The 15,798-nt window shown below is 62.9% G+C and carries 10 protein-coding genes; 6 read left to right on the top strand and 4 right to left on the bottom strand.

The window, feature by feature from the left end; all coding sequences use genetic code 11:
• Window positions 1-50: 50 nt before the first annotated feature.
• A complete protein-coding gene (locus HMPREF3162_RS10205) occupies window positions 51-1,652 on the top strand; it encodes a DASS family sodium-coupled anion symporter (RefSeq protein ID WP_070573171.1) in 1,602 nt (533 codons plus the stop codon).
• A gap of 64 nt (window positions 1,653-1,716) precedes the next feature.
• Window positions 1,717-2,520: a 3-oxoacyl-ACP reductase gene (locus tag HMPREF3162_RS10200; protein ID WP_226829247.1), complete on the top strand. Its 804-nt coding sequence runs from the start codon at window positions 1,717-1,719 to the stop codon at window positions 2,518-2,520.
• 99 nt (window positions 2,521-2,619) lie between these two features.
• Here the strand turns inward: HMPREF3162_RS10200 and HMPREF3162_RS10195 are convergent, their stop codons facing one another.
• Window positions 2,620-5,112 carry a DEAD/DEAH box helicase gene (locus HMPREF3162_RS10195; protein WP_070777747.1) on the bottom strand — a complete coding sequence of 831 codons (2,493 nt, stop codon included), beginning with the start codon at window positions 5,110-5,112 and terminating at the stop codon, window positions 2,620-2,622.
• 76 nt (window positions 5,113-5,188) lie between these two features.
• Here HMPREF3162_RS10195 and HMPREF3162_RS10190 point away from each other — a divergent pair, with 76 nt between their 5' ends.
• From HMPREF3162_RS10190 to HMPREF3162_RS10180, 3 genes are all read left to right on the top strand, one after another.
• Complete coding sequence (locus tag HMPREF3162_RS10190; RefSeq protein ID WP_256282711.1) at window positions 5,189-6,916, top strand: DUF7059 domain-containing protein; 1,728 nt, start codon at window positions 5,189-5,191, stop codon at window positions 6,914-6,916.
• Between the two features lie 162 nt (window positions 6,917-7,078).
• Window positions 7,079-9,892, top strand: a complete 2,814-nt coding sequence (gene topA / locus HMPREF3162_RS10185; RefSeq protein ID WP_141759592.1) for a type I DNA topoisomerase — start codon at window positions 7,079-7,081, stop codon at window positions 9,890-9,892.
• 274 nt (window positions 9,893-10,166) lie between these two features.
• The gene (locus HMPREF3162_RS10180) at window positions 10,167-10,541 is read left to right on the top strand and encodes an ectoine synthase (protein WP_070777745.1); all 375 of its coding nucleotides are present in this window, start codon (window positions 10,167-10,169) and stop codon (window positions 10,539-10,541) included.
• Between the two features lie 289 nt (window positions 10,542-10,830).
• On the opposite strand, the gene HMPREF3162_RS11715 is transcribed toward HMPREF3162_RS10180, so the two are convergent.
• Window positions 10,831-11,064: a hypothetical protein gene (locus HMPREF3162_RS11715; protein WP_141759591.1), complete on the bottom strand. Its 234-nt coding sequence runs from the start codon at window positions 11,062-11,064 to the stop codon at window positions 10,831-10,833.
• A gap of 39 nt (window positions 11,065-11,103) precedes the next feature.
• On the opposite strand from HMPREF3162_RS11715, the gene HMPREF3162_RS10175 reads away from it, so the two are divergent.
• Window positions 11,104-11,766, top strand: a complete 663-nt coding sequence (locus HMPREF3162_RS10175) for a PDDEXK family nuclease (protein WP_141759590.1) — start codon at window positions 11,104-11,106, stop codon at window positions 11,764-11,766.
• Between the two features lie 198 nt (window positions 11,767-11,964).
• On the opposite strand, the gene HMPREF3162_RS10170 is transcribed toward HMPREF3162_RS10175, so the two are convergent.
• Together HMPREF3162_RS10170 and HMPREF3162_RS10165 are read right to left on the bottom strand one after the other, a co-directional pair.
• Window positions 11,965-14,802 (bottom strand): esterase-like activity of phytase family protein, encoded by a 2,838-nt coding sequence (locus HMPREF3162_RS10170; protein WP_070777743.1) that lies wholly within the window; start codon window positions 14,800-14,802, stop codon window positions 11,965-11,967.
• A 221-nt stretch (window positions 14,803-15,023) separates the two neighbouring features.
• Complete coding sequence (locus tag HMPREF3162_RS10165) at window positions 15,024-15,779, bottom strand: lipoate--protein ligase family protein (RefSeq protein WP_070573477.1); 756 nt, start codon at window positions 15,777-15,779, stop codon at window positions 15,024-15,026.
• Window positions 15,780-15,798: the final 19 nt, after the last annotated feature.

Here is a 15,798-nt window from a genome sequence, read left to right as displayed (position 1 = left end):
CGTCGAAAGCGAACCTCTCAATTCGCAGCACACCGACTGATTGGAACGCTATGGCCACCTCAGGCAAGAGTCCCCTCCGCAAACAGGCTGAACGCCGATCACGCGATTCCGAATCCGCCAAGCGGGAAAAGGCAGTTGTCTCTCAGGTACAGGAAGCCGACTCCAGCAAACACCCTGACGGCTTCCTCGCTCACCTGAACCTCAAACCGGTCTGGTTCTTCATCGCCTGTGCCGCACTCATCGGTGTGCTGTTCATTCCCACCGGCGACGACCTGACCCTTGCTGGAAAAATGGGCCTGGCCGTGCTGGCCTTCGCCATCGTCATGTGGGTGACAGAAGCTGTCACCTACACGGTTTCGTCCATCTTGATCGTCGGAATCATCACCGTCATGCTGTCCTTCGCCCCGGCACTCGAAGGTGATTCTGCCGAAGCGATGGGCACGACCGAATCAATCAAACTGGCCCTGAGCGGTTTCTCCAGCGCGGCCGTCGCACTGGTCGCCGCAGCGCTCGCCCTGGCTGCCGCAATGCAGGCCACCGGCCTGCACAAGCGCTTGGCTCTCATGGTGCTGAAAGTCGCCGGCGAAAAAACCAGCAGCGTGCTCATCGGCGCGATCGTGATCTCAACGATTCTCGCGTTCTTCGTCCCCTCCGCAACAGCTCGCGCCGGTGCCGTCGTGCCGATCCTCCTGGGCATGGTCGCAGCCTTCGGTCTGCCCACCAACTCGCGCCTGGGCGCACTCCTCATCATCACCGCAGCCCAAGCAGTGTCCATCTGGAACGTCGGCATCAAAACCGCCGCCGCACAGAACCTCGTGGCAACCGGCTTCATCGAATCGTCCATGGGCCAGTCAGTTTCGTGGGGACAGTGGTTCATGTGGGCCGCCCCGTGGTCAGTGCTCATGAGCATCGCCCTGTTCTTCATCATGCGCCGCGTCATCAAACCCGAAGTCGACCACATCCAGGGCGGCCGCGCAGTAGTTGAAAAAGAACTCGCCGAACTAGGCCCCATCACCGGCAAAGAAATCCGCCTGATCATCGTCGCTGTGTGCCTGCTGTTCCTGTGGGCAACCGAAGAAGTCCTGCACCCATTCAGCTCGGCAACCGTCACCATCGTCGCCATCGGCTTCCTCCTGCTTCCCCGAGTGGGAGTGTTCTCCTGGAAGACCGCCGAAAAGCTCATCAACTGGGGCACGCTCATCGTGTTCGCCGTCGGCATTTCGCTCGGCTCACTGCTGCTGAACACAGGAGCGGCAACGTGGCTGTCAGAGAAGACCTTCGGGGCCCTGGGCGTAACCGACATGCCGATGCTCGCCATGATCGCCCTCGTGGGCATCTTCACCATCCTCATCCACCTGGGCTTTGCTTCAGCTACCTCGCTCAGCTCCGCGCTCATCCCTGTGTTCATCGCCCTGGCACAGTCCATCCCGGGTGCGGCCAGCGGCGGAATCGGGTTCGTCATCATCCAGCAGTTCCTCATCTGCTTCGGATTCCTGCTTCCCATTTCCGCACCGCAGAACATGCTCGCCTACGGAACCGGGGCCTTCACCGCCAAGCAGTTCCTCAAATCGGGTATCCCGATCACGATCGTCGGATACCTGCTGGTCCTGCTGCTGTCCGCAACCTACTGGAAGTGGATCGGTCTGGTCTGATAGCCGGGTTAAAGTGGAACTCCACGCAGTCTGACCAACACTGGTCAATACCCGGGGAGGTTCAATGACGAACGCACAAGCCCACACAACAGCAGCCATGCCCGTGCGCGAGCAGCTGGTGCTGGTCACCGGTGCCGCGCGCGGGCTTGGGGCCGCACTCGTCAAAGCCTTCCATGCCGAAGGTGCGGCGGTTGTCATCAACTACCGCAACTCGGAAGACCAAGCGTCTCGCCTTGCCGAACAGATTCGGGCGAAAGGCGGCGATGCTCTGGCAGTGCGCGCAGATGTCACCGACTTCCGCGAAGTCAAAGCCATGTTCGACGCCGCACGCGAAGAATTCGGCAGGCCCGTAACCACCGTGGTCAACAACGCCCTGGTGGACTTCTCCTTCAACGGCGACCAGCGCCCTGACGCTGACTCGATTTCCTATGCTGCTTTCGACGACCAGTTCCGCGGCACCATCAGCGGGGCGGTCCACGTCATTCAGGCCGCAATGAACGGGTTCCGTGAAATCGGCTCGGGCCGAATCATCAACATCGGCACCAACCTGTTCCAAAACCCCGTCGTGCCGTATCACGACTACACCGCCGCCAAAGCCGCCCTGCTGTCGCTGACGCGCACTTTCGCAAAAGACCTCGGTCCGCTGGGCGTGCGCGTCAACATGGTGTCCGGCGGCCTGCTGCGCACCACCGACGCATCGGCTGCCACCCCGGATGACGTCTTCGACGCGATCGCAGCAACAACGCCTCTGGGGCACGTGACCACACCGGAGGAATTCGCTTCGGCGGCCATGTTCTTTGCACAGCCGGCATCGCGGGCGGTCACAGGGCAGAACCTCGTGGTCGACAACGGCCTCGTCACGGACTGAGTGCGGCAGGGGAGCGCCGAGAGGCCCCGGCGAGGCGGCACACGGCTGCCGGGCCGCCCTGTCTCCCGGGGCGCCACCTCGCTTTCGTGAGGACACCCCTCACGTCAGCATCTGCAGCAGCAGGCGCCGGGCGGCGTCTTTGTCGAGCGGCTCATTGCCATTGCCGCACTTGGGACTCTGCACGCAGCTGGGGCAGCCGTTGGCGCACTCGCAGCTGTCCAGAGTGTCCAGTGTGGACTGCCACCAGCGACGGAACTCAGTGAAGCCGCGCTCGGCAAATCCGGCCCCGCCCGGCTGACCGTCGTGCACGAAGACCGTCGCCATGCCGGTGTCAGCATGTCTGTCAGATGACACCCCTCCGATGTCCCACCGGTCACAGCCGGCAAACAGCGGCAGCAGGCCGATTGCACAGTGCTCAGCCGCGTGAACCGCACCCGGCAAGTCCGCCGCATCCACCTCGGCATCGGCTATCAGGCCCTCCGGTGCCGTCCACCACACCGCCGTGGTCCGCAGGGTGCGGGCGGGAAGATCGAGCTCGAACTCCCCCAAGCGGACCCCGGTGCGCTTCTGTTTGCGCACAAACGATGTGACCTGGTCGGTCACGTCGACGGTTCCGGTGAAAACGCGCACGCCGCTGGGCAGGGCGAACTGGTCGTGGGTTTCGACAATGCTGATTTCGGTTGTCGACTGCGCTTGTGTTGTGAAGTCCACCGTGACCTGCTGGACCATCGCCACCGAACTGTCCAAGTCGAGGTCCAGCACCTGATACTCGACGCCCTGATGGACGTAGATCGCGCCGGTGTGGGTCTGTGTGTGCGCGCTGGCGTCGTCAACCGTTCCCAGCAGCTGGCCAGTTTCCTGTTCGACAAGCCTGACCTGCCCGCCGCCGGAGCCGCGAATGTCGGTCAGCGCGGCCGCCGATTCCGCTTTTGTCCAGAACCACCCGGTGGGCCGGGCCCGCAACATTCCGTGTTCGGTCAGCTGGGAGACAAGCTGAGCTGTTTGAGATGACGAGGCGCCGCCCCGCTCATCTGCTTGTTCGGGCTGGGCTGTGGTGGCCCGGTCTGTGGGGAGTCGGCCCGTGCTTGGGTGGGTGTGGGCGTCGAAGCGCGGGAAGTCGTCGGCTGTCAGCGGCAGTTCGGCGGCTGCGGCCAGCAGGTGACCCGCCAGGACATAGGGGTTGGAGGGGTTGATGACGCCGGCGTCGACGGGCGTGTCGAAGATCGCCTCGGGATGGTGGACCACGTAGGTGTCCAGCGGGTCATCGCGGGCAATGAGCACGGCGCACCACTGCTGACCGGATCGGCCCGCCCGTCCCGCCTGCTGCCACAGGGCTGCAAGGGTGCCGGGCCAGCCGGCCATGACGACCACATCGAGACCGGATATGTCTATGCCCAGTTCCAGAGCATTTGTCGAAGCCACAGTGCGCAGCTTGCCGCTGCGCAGAGCGGTTTCCAACATGCGGCGCTCTTCTGGGAGATAGCCCCCGCGGTAGGCGGCAATAGTCTTCGTCAGTTCTGGCGCGATGCTTTCGACTTCCGTGCGGATCGCCCCTGCGAGAGCCTCGGTTCCCTTCCGGGATGCGATGAAGGCAATCGAGCGGTATCCGGCACACGTGGTGTCGGTGAGCATGTCTGCGGCTTCGGCGATTGTGGATCGGCGAGCTGCGTCGACTGGACGCGGCGCGGCCGTGGGCAATTGGTGGTCATCGGGGGCAGCCGCGTCACGGGCCGCGGCAGGGTCTGCGTCTGCCGGATCGGAGCTTGGGGACGGCATGAAGTCTGTGGCATCGGACCCGGGCAGCAGCGGCGGTTCCCACAGGATGAATTCGCCGGCGGCCCGCGGCGAGCAGTCGTCGGTGATAGCGGCAGCCCGGCGGCCGGTCAGCCGAGCGAATGTCTCAGCGGGTTCGCTCATGGTGGCCGAAGCGCCGATGACAACAGGCTGGGCGCCGTAGTGTTCGGCAATGCGCAGCAGTCGACGCAGCACCAGCGCCACATGTGAGCCGAAAACGCCGCGATACCGGTGGGCTTCGTCGACGACGATGAACCGCAGCGATTTGAACCAGCGCGCATATCGGGAGTGGGCCGGAAGGACCGAACGATGCAGCATGTCCGGATTGGTGAACAGCAGGTTGGCCCACCTGCGAGCCCAGTCTTTCTGCGCGTGCGAAGCATCCCCGTCGAAGGCTGCCGGACGCAGTCCCCGCAGGGGAAGGCTCGCTGCGGCGGTGAGCTGATCGTGTGACAGGGCCTTGGTCGGTGCCAGGTATATGGAGGTTGCCGGGCGGACTCTGTCGCGAGTCCGGGCAATCGAGTCGAGGATCGGCACGAGGAAGGTTAGGGACTTCCCCGACGAGGTGCCGGTCGCCACCACTGTGTCAGTGCCTGATGCAATGCTGTTCACAGCTTCGACCTGGTGCTTGTACGGCTTGGTGATGCCCGTACCGGCGAATACCGCGGTGACGTCGTCATGCACCCAGTCGGGCCAGTCACCGGTAACTGCATGCCGCTGCGGAATGCTCTCAATGTGCGTCACGCGGTCGGCACGTTCGCCAAAGCGAGTGAGGAGGTCGGTAAGAGCGGACGGCATGCGCGCATTCTCTCACGCGCCTGCGTTGTGCGTAGGCTTGATATGCGCTGTCTGCCGCCTGCTGTTGGAAGGAAATATGCGAAGCTCACTGCCGGCTGTGCCCAAGATCGACTCTGCGGGGGCTGCTGGAATGCCTGCAGGCTCTGAAGCAGCAGCGGGTTCTGGAGAGCCCGCTGGCCGCGGCCAGACCGCGGGGTCTGAATGGCCCTCGCACCTGCGCTCATCACTGGAAGGTCTGGAGTACACGCAGCCGGGTTTGAAAGCTCTGTGGGGGCCTGACGTCGATCAGGCGCTGTTGACTAACGATGCCGCGCCCGCCCTGTGGTTTGCGCGCACAAGCTCCGTTTCGCTTGCTGTTGTCGCACGGTTGTTCCTGCTGGCGGATGCTGTTCCCACTGCCAGCGCTGAAGATGCACTCGGTGCTGATCTCACCAGTGCGCTGCGCGCTGCGGGCCTGCTGGTCCCAGCCGATGCTGGTGAATCGCACTCAGGTGATCAGCACCCGGGTGAGTATGAAGTGGAAGGCGAGCGGCGCCTCGTGAGTTCAGTGTCGATTGTCCCGTACTCCCTGCCCGTGGGCGTGCCGCGGCTGGTGGGGCAGCGCAAACCCGACACCCTCTACCTGGCCTCCGATTTCGGCACGCTGACCCAGCCGACGGTTCTCGACGGGGGATACGTGCTGGGACTCGGTGGTGCCGGGCGCACTCTCATTGAGATCACGCCGCGCGAAGCCGTGACAACAGCGGCTGACATCGGCACGGGCTGCGGTATTCAAGCGCTTGCTCTGGCCCTGCACGCAGACAGCGTCATCGCCACGGACATCTCTGCGCGCGCTCTTGAATTCACGCGGCTGAACGCGCAGATCAACGGGATCGACAACATCGAAACCCGCAGGGGCAGCCTGCTGGAGCCACTGCGCGGGCAGGCTGTCGATCTGCTGGTGACCAACCCGCCGTTCGTGATCACGCCGCAGGCTGCCCGGGGGCAGTTTGAGTACCGAGACGGCGGGCTGCCGGGTGACCAGCTGATGCGCTCGCTGGTGCGCGATATTCCGGGCCACCTGACCGAAGGCGGGCAGGCCGCCATGCTCGGCAACTGGGAAGTGGCCCAGTCGGGAGCTGAGGCCGGCCCCGTCGCCTGGCACAAGCACGAGCAGACTGCGGGTGTGGGTTCGGCCGCAGGCGAAACATCGCTCATGGTGATTGAACGTGAGCAGCTGACTCCGACCGCCTATGCGCACACCTGGATTCGCGACGGCGGGGTGGCTCGGGCCAGTGGACAGTGGAACACAGATACCGCAGCCTGGCTTGACGACTTCGCTGCCCGCTCAGTCGAGCAGATCGCCTTCGGGTGGGTGCGCTTCAAACGCAGCGCGGCTGCCTCGGCGTTCGCGGCCGCTGACCGCATCAGCGGACCACTCGGGGCAAACGCGGCGGGACTGGCAGCGTTTCTCGACACCCGCATGGCGATGCTCGAATGGCTCGAAGGTGCAGAAGACTCAGAACTTGCAGCCACGGCGTTCGTGCGCGGATCCGACATCGTCGAACACCGACATCAAGAACCCGGCAGCGAAAATCCGTCCGTCATCGAAATGGCCCAGGGGACAGGCTTCGGGCAGACGCTGACGGTCGACACCGCACTTGCGGCATTCATCGGAGTGGCTGACGGGAGCATGACCCTGCGGACCGTCGCCGGGGCGCTCGCCGCCCTGCTCGAAGTCGATTCTGACAAGCTGTGCCAGCAGCTGGTCAGGCAAGTGCGCGACATACTCCCGCTCGGGTTCGTCTACCCTGTACTCGAGTGAGACCGCTACAGTCAGGTGAGAACAGCTGGACGCACCCGGGCCGTGTCGTACAGCTGCTGACAGCGGCTGAAAGCAGTTCACAGACGGCGGTGCGATCATCAGCGGTGCCGCCGTGTCAGTGCCCGGTGTTACATTCGCAGCGTGTCCGTGGAAAGGAAAACTGTGGCTGAGAAGAAACCACGTCGTTTGGTGATCGTCGAGTCCCCGACGAAAGCGCGGACGATTGTCGGCTTTTTGGGCGACGGCTACACCGTCGAAGCCTCAGTGGGGCACATTCGGGATCTCCCGCAGCCCTCTGAACTGCCCGCGGACATGAAAAAAGGGCCCTACGGCAAATTCGCGGTCGACGTGGACGACGGCTTCAAGCCCTACTACCGGGTGGACCCCGACAAAAAGAAGAAGGTCACCGAGCTGCGCAAGTTGCTCAAAGAGGCCGACGAACTCTACCTGGCAACAGATGAAGACCGCGAAGGCGAGGCCATCGCGTGGCACCTGCTGGAAGTGCTCAAACCCAAAGTTCCGGTCAAGCGCATGGTGTTCCACGAAATCACCCCGGAAGCCCTCGAAAGGGCGCTGGAGAACACGCGCGAAATCGACCACGATCTCGTGCACGCGCAGGAAACTCGCCGCATTCTCGACCGCCTGTACGGCTATGAAATCTCGCCCGTCCTGTGGCGCAAAGTCCGTGCGGGCCTGTCTGCCGGCCGCGTGCAGTCCGTTGCCACCCGCCTGGTTGTCGAGCGCGAACGTGAGCGCATGGCGTTCATCTCAGCCGACTACTGGGACCTCGACATCGACCTGCAGGCTCCCGGCCAAAGCGAGAGCTTCGCAGCCAAGCTCACCGCCGTTGACGGTGAGAAGATCGCGCAGGGCCGCGACTTCACCGACGCAGGCACACTCAAACCGCGCACCAAAGCTCGCATCCTCACCCAGCAGGATGCCGAAGGCCTTGCCGCAAAGCTCAGCGGTGACGCCAAAGACGGACTGTCGGTGGCGGCACTGGAGACCAAGCCGTACTCGCGTCGCCCCGCAGCGCCCTTCACCACCTCGACCCTCCAGCAGGAAGCCGGTCGCAAGCTGCGCATGAGCGCGCGCCAGGCCATGCGCACCGCACAGTCGCTGTACGAAAACGGCTACATCACCTATATGCGTACGGACTCGCCGGTGCTGTCCACAGAAGCACTCTCAGCTGCTCGCCGTCAGGTGGGTGAACTCTACGGTCCCGAATTCGTGCCCTCCAAGCCGCGCATCTACGCGTCCAAGCAGAAAGGCGCGCAAGAAGCCCACGAAGCCATCCGTCCCGCCGGTGACCACTTCCGCACCCCGGCCCAGGTGTCAAAGCAGCTGCGCGGCGACGAATTCAAGCTCTACGAACTCATCTGGAAGCGCACCGTCGCATCCCAGATGGCTGATGCCAAAGGCTCGACCGCGACCATGCGCATCAACGCCGACCTCGGCAACGGCAGCAGCGCCGAACTGACCGCAAGCGGCACCGTCATCACGTTCAAGGGATTCCTCGCCGCCTACGAAGAAGGCCAGGACCTCGAACGCTACGGATCCGACAAAAAGGACAAGAGCCGCCTGCCGGACGTCAAAGAAGGCGACGCACTGTCGGTCGACCGGGTGGAAGCCGACGGCCACACCACCGCACCACCGCCGCGCTTCACAGAAGCCAGCCTGGTCAAGCGCATGGAGGAGCTCGGAATCGGCCGCCCCTCAACGTATGCGGCAATCATCTCCACCATCCAAGACCGCGGCTACGTCACGACCCGCGGCAACGCGCTCATTCCCAGCTGGCTGGCGTTCTCGGTGGTCAAGCTGCTCGAAGAGCACTTCGACGACCTTGTCGACTACCAGTTCACCGCTGGTCTGGAAGCTGATCTCGACGAAATCGCCAAGGGCGATGAAAACAGCGCCGAATGGCTGCGCGACTTCTACTTCGGCAACAGCGCCGACGACGGTCAAGACGCACCGGCGGGCATGGACTCCGACGTCGGCCACGTTGGGCTCAAGGCAATCGTCGACAACCTCGGCGACATCGATGCGCGCGAACTGAACACGGTGAACATCGCAGAGGGCATCAACCTGCGCGTTGGCCGCTACGGGCCCTACCTCGAAGCTGAAGGCGACAACCCTGAACAGCCCAAACGAGTGTCGTTGCCCGATGACCTCGCCCCGGACGAACTCACGGCAGAAAAAGCTCGCGAACTCATCGAAAAACAAGGCGACGGCGACCGCGAACTCGGTGTGGACCCAGAAAGCGGACACACGATTGTCGCCAAGAGCGGCCGCTTCGGCCCCTACGTCACAGAGGTCCTGCCGGAACCGGACGAAAAGCCCAAGCGGGGAACCAAGAAGCCCAAGCCGCGCACAGCGAGCCTGTTCAAATCAATGGACCTCAACACCATCGGGCTGGAAGAAGCGCTGAAGCTGCTGAGCCTGCCGCGGATTGTCGGCCAGGACGCCGAAGGTGTGGACATTACGGCACAGAACGGCCGCTACGGTCCGTACCTCAAGAAGGGCACAGACTCCCGGTCTATCGAATCCGAAGAGCAGATCTTCACCATCACGCTTGAAGAAGCTGAAAAGATTTTTGCACAGCCTAAAACCCGCGGTCGCCGTGCTGCGAAACCGCCGCTGAAGGAATTCGGCACCGATCCGAACTCCGAAAAGCCGGTTGTGCTCAAAGACGGTCGTTTTGGTCCTTACGTCACTGACGGCACCACGAACGCAACCCTGCGCAAGGACGACACAGTCGAAGGGATCACCGCTGAGCGCGCATTCCAGCTGCTGGCAGAAAAGCGCGCCAAGGGGCCTGCCAAGAAGAAAACGACCACGCGCAAGACCACTGCGCGCAAAACGACTGCGGCTAAGAAGAGCAGTTCGACGACCAGCTCCGCTAAGAAGTCGACGACGGCTAAGACCAGCACTGCGAAGAAGACGACGGCTAAGACCAGCACCGCTAAGAAATCGTGACGGACGGGGAGGGATGCCTCTCTGCTTTGGCGACTGGTGTGTCTGTGCCGCTAGGACACCGACGGCAGCGCGATTGAGATGAGCCGCGGCCAGCGGTCTGGATGCTGTCAACAGCTGTGTTAGACCTTGCCGTGAGCCCGGTTACCCTTTGACCGTGGCCGCAGAGAATCCTAGGTAAGCTCTGAAAATGTCCCTTGAGCCTTGAATGCGCAGGGGACGTTTTCATAGCGTGAATGAACATACGTATTTCTCAATACGACTTATAGGAGGCACCGTGTTCACACGTTCCGTTGACGATGTCGAATCCGTCGAGTGGGGTGCTGGAACCAGCCAGCGCGTCCTGACTGCAAAAGACAACATGGGTTTCGCAGTTGCCCGCACCGTTGTGCGCAAGGGAACTGAATCGAAACTTGAGTACCGTAACCACCTCGAAGCCTGCTACTGCATTTCGGGGTCTGGCAATGTTGAGGACACGGACGGCAATGTGTACCCCGTGACCCCCGGCGTCATCTACGTGCTGGACAAGCACGACCCGCACTACCTGCGCGCCTCCGATCACGAAGACATGGAGCTGCTGAGCATCTTCAACCCGCCGATCGACGGCACTGAAAAGCACGTGCTGAGCGAAGACGGCTTCTCCAGCTACTGATTTTCAAAAGTATCGCCCGGTCTGTGTGCAGTAATGCAGACCGGGCTTTGCTGTGCCCGGCGCCGGCCCGGACCTGCGCGCTAATGCAGGTTTGCGCGTTAATGCGCCACAACAGCGCGTGGATCTGCACTGCCGCGTGAATCTGGCGCAATGCGGGCGGCCGAAGTTATCCACAGGTTGTGCAGACCCTCTTGTGGAAACTGAGCTGCTGCGGTGACATAAAAGAGTGCATAGTGTTTTCACCAACCAAATGGCGGCGACCTGCGGCATCCAAATGGGACAGCTGCGGTCAGCCGTTTCGTGTTGCATTGAACGCCTGCACCGCGGGATCTATGCGGTTGTGCGACTGTGTCCTCGACATCGGCACTTTTGGCAGCTCGCGGATCAGGCGACGGTTGATTTGGCTGCGCGTGCGGATGCAAAACTGCGCAATGCTGCGTGGCGTCAAATGCAGGCGAATCTGCACACCGCAAAGGCAGCGCTGATCGCTGAAACGGCGCACCGGGATGATGTCCTCAGCCATTCGACCGCTGCTTTGCTGCAGGGGCTGCCCGTCAAAGCTGTGCCTCGCACCGTCGAACTGACCAACCCGAATCTGTCGCGTAGGGGCGAGACTGTTCACCGGCGGCGCAGGCAGATAGGCGAAGCAGAAATCGCTGACTGGCGGGGCTTTGCCATTACAAGCCCCGTCCGAACCGCTGTCGATCTGGCCGCAGACGAATCCGTCGAATACGGCACGGCGGTGCTGGACGCTGTTCTGCGCGCAGCTCCCCTCCAGCGCGAACAGCTGTTAGCCCAAGCCCACGAAATCGCTGAAGCTTACGCCCACCGTGCTGGCTGTGCGCGTGTGCGCTGGGCGCTGCGCTTGGCCAACGGACTTGCTGAGTCCTATGGCGAAAGCGTATGTATGGCTAAGCTGCGCATGCTCGGAGTCCGCAACCTCGAACAGCAAGTCGAAATCCTCGACGAAGACGGGATATTCGTTGCCCGCGTTGACGGACTTATCGCAGATAAGCGCATCATCATCGAGTTCGACGGGGCCGTGAAATATCGGTCGACAGCCAATGGCGGATTCAGCGACGACGGCGATGAGCTCCTGCGCGAAAAGGAACGCGAGCATCAGCTGCATCGACTGGGCTACAGGGTTGTCCGCATCATGTGGCGTGACCTCCATGACCTCGACCGTCTGCGTTCCCGCCTCAAAGAGCTGGGCCTGCTCGGCTGAAACATCGCCGTCCTGCACACCAGCGGCCCTAGGGGCAGCCAAACCCTTCATCAAGCACCGCCTCGTGCCCGTTAGCCAGGCTGGTTTTGCGCGCTAATGCAGATTCGCTCTTTAATGCAGCACATCAGCGCGTGAATCTGCATTAAAGAGCGAATCTGCGTGGCCAGGCGGCCAGGTGGCCGGCCGCCGGGCCGGAAATCAGCCGCGACGGCGGGCCAAAGCGCGCAGACCGAAGCCTCCGCCGATGAACACGGCAGCCGCAGCAAGGGCCGCCGCGATGCTCACACCCGTGCGCGGCAGTGAACCGCCCTGCGAGGAAGGTGCCTTCGCCTCTGAGGTGGCCGTGCCACCTTCGTCCTCACCAGCCTGGTCGCCAGCGCCGCCGTCGGTTCCGTCTTCGGCGCCGCCTTGGGCCTGGTCTGCCGAACCTGCACCGTCAGAGTCTCCCGAGGTGCCGCCCGGCTTACCGCCTTCCGTCGACTCGTCTGAGGATCCGTCGTTGGAACCGTCGCCGGGCTTTGCGTCTTCAGCATCTTCGGTGGGCTTGTCCGAGGGGCCCTCGGCGGCGTCGTCACCTGGTTCTTCTGCCGAGTCTTCTGCGCCGTCGAAGACTTTGCCCAACCGCAGGAACACGGTTTCGCCGGTTGCGTCTTCAAGCGCGTCGTTGTCGGTGACGGCGTAGGCCTGCCCGTCAGCCGCGATGGTGAAGCCTTCCAGCTTTTCCTGTGTCCAGCCGTTGAGTTCCTGAAGCTTGGGCAGCACGTCAACCGCAACAGCCTTCTTCACCTTCTGCGGCTTTGCGCTTTCCTCTGCAGCCTTGGTCTCACCGTCGGCACCCGAGGCCGAGCTGTCGGCGCCCGGAGCAGTGCCGCTGCCGGCGACCGGCGCCTCGTCAGCGGAGTCAGCTTCACCACCAGCAGCAGCGCCGTCCGGCAGTGAAACCTTCATGATCCGCTTGATTTCGGCGTTCGGGCCGTTCTGCTTGTCGCGTTCGATCACGGCGAGCGTGTCTTTGTTGACCACGGTGAGTTCGGACAGGCCAATCCAGTCGCCGGCCTTGTCAGTGGAGTCGAGTTCGTAGGAGAACCATTCCCAGGTCTTGTCCGTGGTGCTGTAGCGGCCGATGCGCACCGTGTTGTCGCCTTCGAGAGCTTCGGGCTTGTCGGCTTCGGGGTCTTTCCACAGGGGGCGCTGCAGTGCGGCGTAGACGTATTCGCCGCCCTTGCCATCGTCGATTGCGTCAACGCCTTCAAGCCCCCACTTGCCGACGTGCTTGGCAACGTCGTCCGGCAGGCTGATGCTGTCTTTGATGTTGAGGTCGCCGTCGGTGCGGTGAATGGCGTTCTTCTTACCCGTTTTGCCTTCCGAGGCAATCCAGAAGCCGCCGTCCTCACGTGCGGAAATGCCCTCGATGTCGAGTCCTTCGGCAGGCTTGCCGCCCTTCGTGACCGAACGTGCTTCGGTGATGCGGGCGGGTGCGTTTTCGTCGCTGACATTGACGGTGTACACGCGGCCTTCGGCCAGTGCGGAGTCGGATGCGGCGTACAGGGTCTTCGCGTCAGTCGGGTGGGAGGTCAGCGCACCCAGAGCGCTGAAGCCCAGTTCGGACTTATCAGCCACGATCGACGGCTGTGGGTCCTTCTTGTCGGACAGCTGGTAGACGTTGACAGCGGAGCGCACGCCAGCCTTGGCTTCGTCGACTTCGCTGGAAACCAGCAGCATGTTGCGGTTTTCGACCGGCAGGATGCCTTCGGGGCCGTTAGTGCTGAACAGCAGCTGCACGAATTCGGGCTTGGCCGGGTTTTCAACGTTGTAGACGGCAACGAAGTTCGACCGTTCCGAACCGACGAAAGCGTAGCGGGTGCCGTTCATGGTCGCCGTTGCAATGCCCTCGATTTCCGGGCCCTTCTTGTCGGCGCGCTTGTTGTTGTGCAGGCCGTAGCGGTTGGCGATGTCTTCGATCGACGAACCCGCATCCCACACGACCTTGCCGCTGCTGTCGAAGACCGACCATCCGCGGCTGCCGCCTTTCCAGTCGCCCTCATTGGCGGTGGCCAGGTGCTTATCGTCGATCCAGGCAACCGCATCGGGCTCACGCGGTACGCCACCCAGCGAGTCTGTGGGCTTGATGAGCTTGTCCTTCTTGGCGTCAACATTCTCAAGGTCGACGCTGCCGGTGCTGAAAACGCTCTGAATCTCATTGGTGTTCAGGTCGATGATCGCCACACCGTTGTTTTCCTGCAGGGTGACAGCAAGCTGGTTGCGGCTGTTGATGGAAACGTACTCGGGTTCGAGGTCTTCTGGAGTGTCAAGGCCGGCCGTGGCGACCTTGGGCAGGGCAGTGCCGTCCTCATTGTGGAAGCGAACAGGTGCGGGCTTCCAGTCTGAGGCGGGGTCGCCTTCGAGCTTGATCGTCTGGACGAAGCCGGTCGGCTGCTGGGGGAGCCCGCCGTCGCCTTTGTCTTCGTCGCGTTCGTTTTCAATCGCAATTGCGGCGCGCTTGCCGTCGGGGCTGATGGCAATCGAGTCGGGCTGGCCGCCCAGATCGTAGGAGCCGACCTTTTTGCGGTCGCTCAGTTTGATGACGTCAACGCGACCCTTCGGGTTTTCGTAGTCCTTGCCGGTTTCGCTGATTACGACGAGCACGTATTCGCCCACAACTGCGACCGAGGTCGGCTCATCGCCCTTGTTGCCCAGGGTTGCAAGGCTGACGGTGCCGAGCCCCTTGGGGCTGCCGGGGTCGCTCACATCGAGGAATCCGATGCGCTTTCCGGCTGCGTCCGTGTACACCATCGTCTTGCCGTCGTCGGAGATGTCGGAGATTTCGGCAACGGTTTCGTCGGCGATGTCAGCGCCCTTGGGCCGGTTTTCGTAGACGGGGTAGGTTGCGGTTCGAGCGAACGAGGCGCCAGCCGGGGCGGTCTGCGCGTTTGCCGGCGCCGTGGCTCCGGGTGTGCTGACAATGGCGGGTGTGATGCCGAAGCCGACTGCCAAACCGGTGGCGAGGACTGCTGGTGCAAGACGAGTGAGCTTCACGGGTGTACTTTCTGCAGGCCGAAATTCGAACCTCTACACCGTCGTATTCGTCGGTTAACTCACTCTTGCAGTGAAGCTAAAACTGCGTGAACGCGGCCGTGGCGGCGCTGCGCCCTGTGGGCTGGTGTCAATCCGGGCTGCCTGCGCAGTCGCGTCGGGCCGTTCGCACGCTGTAATGCAGATGCACGCGCTGATGCGCTGCATTAAAGCGTGGACCTGCATTAGCAAGTGGAGTCGAGCCTGCTGACTGAGTTGTACGCGGCGGCCGCGTCAATTTCCTCGGCTGAGAACTCCGAGGCTTCGAGGTCGTATTCGCGCGCATACTCCGCCGTGAACGCCCGTTCGACGGCGTCGACAGTGACATCCGGGTGGACTTCGCTGATTGCTCCGCCGGTGGCTGGGTCCCAGTCAACCCCGAGAGCCGCTTCGACTTCTGTCAGCACGGATCGGATGGGTGCCGGGTCGGTGATGACCACCGACGATGAGAACAGCCACCCTGTCTTCGTCACCCGCTGTGCCGTGCCGATCGCCTTGATCTTTCCTGCGACGTTGACGCTGTGCTCGCCCGGGCAGTATTCGCCGGGGATTTCCCCGAGCCTCGCATCGATCCCCACCGACCGGAGGGCTCGCACGTACATGTCGCCGAACGAGGTGAAGCGCGCCTTTGTGCCCGTGAACATCTGGTCTGCGGGCTCCACGTGGTCGATGACGAGACTGCCGTGATGGTAGGCGGCCACGCGCCCGCCGAGTGTGCGCAGCAGGGGAGTGAACCCGGCTGTGCGCGCCTTTCCCACCGCTTCGTCGAACCCGGTGAGGAACCTGTCTCGTCCGCCGAACACAACGGTCGGCTCGGGCCGGTAGATGCGCAGCGCGCCGGGCCTGCGGCCTTCGCGCACCGAATCAAGAAGCACCCGGGCTAAAGAGAGCGCTGTCAGCGGATCGTCGTGACCGCGGGGCAGGAAATGGAGTGTCGGCACGGAAACACTGTAGCGGGCC

The organism is Brevibacterium sp. HMSC07C04 (assembly GCF_001815905.1).
Classification (GTDB): Bacteria; Actinomycetota; Actinomycetes; order Actinomycetales; family Brevibacteriaceae; genus Brevibacterium.
The sequence above is the reverse complement of the archived record's forward strand: the minus strand, read 5'-3'. Positions and strand labels throughout refer to the sequence as shown.

Coding starts and splice junctions, on each gene's coding strand:
- HMPREF3162_RS10205 (WP_070573171.1), top strand. CDS start 51: ATGGCCACCTCAGGCAAGAGTCCCCTCCGCAAACAGGCTGAACGCCGA.
- HMPREF3162_RS10200 (WP_226829247.1), top strand. CDS start 1,717: ATGACGAACGCACAAGCCCACACAACAGCAGCCATGCCCGTGCGCGAG.
- HMPREF3162_RS10195 (WP_070777747.1), bottom strand. CDS start 5,112: ATGCCGTCCGCTCTTACCGACCTCCTCACTCGCTTTGGCGAACGTGCC.
- HMPREF3162_RS10190 (WP_256282711.1), top strand. CDS start 5,189: ATGCGAAGCTCACTGCCGGCTGTGCCCAAGATCGACTCTGCGGGGGCT.
- HMPREF3162_RS11715 (WP_141759591.1), bottom strand. CDS start 11,064: ATGGCTGAGGACATCATCCCGGTGCGCCGTTTCAGCGATCAGCGCTGC.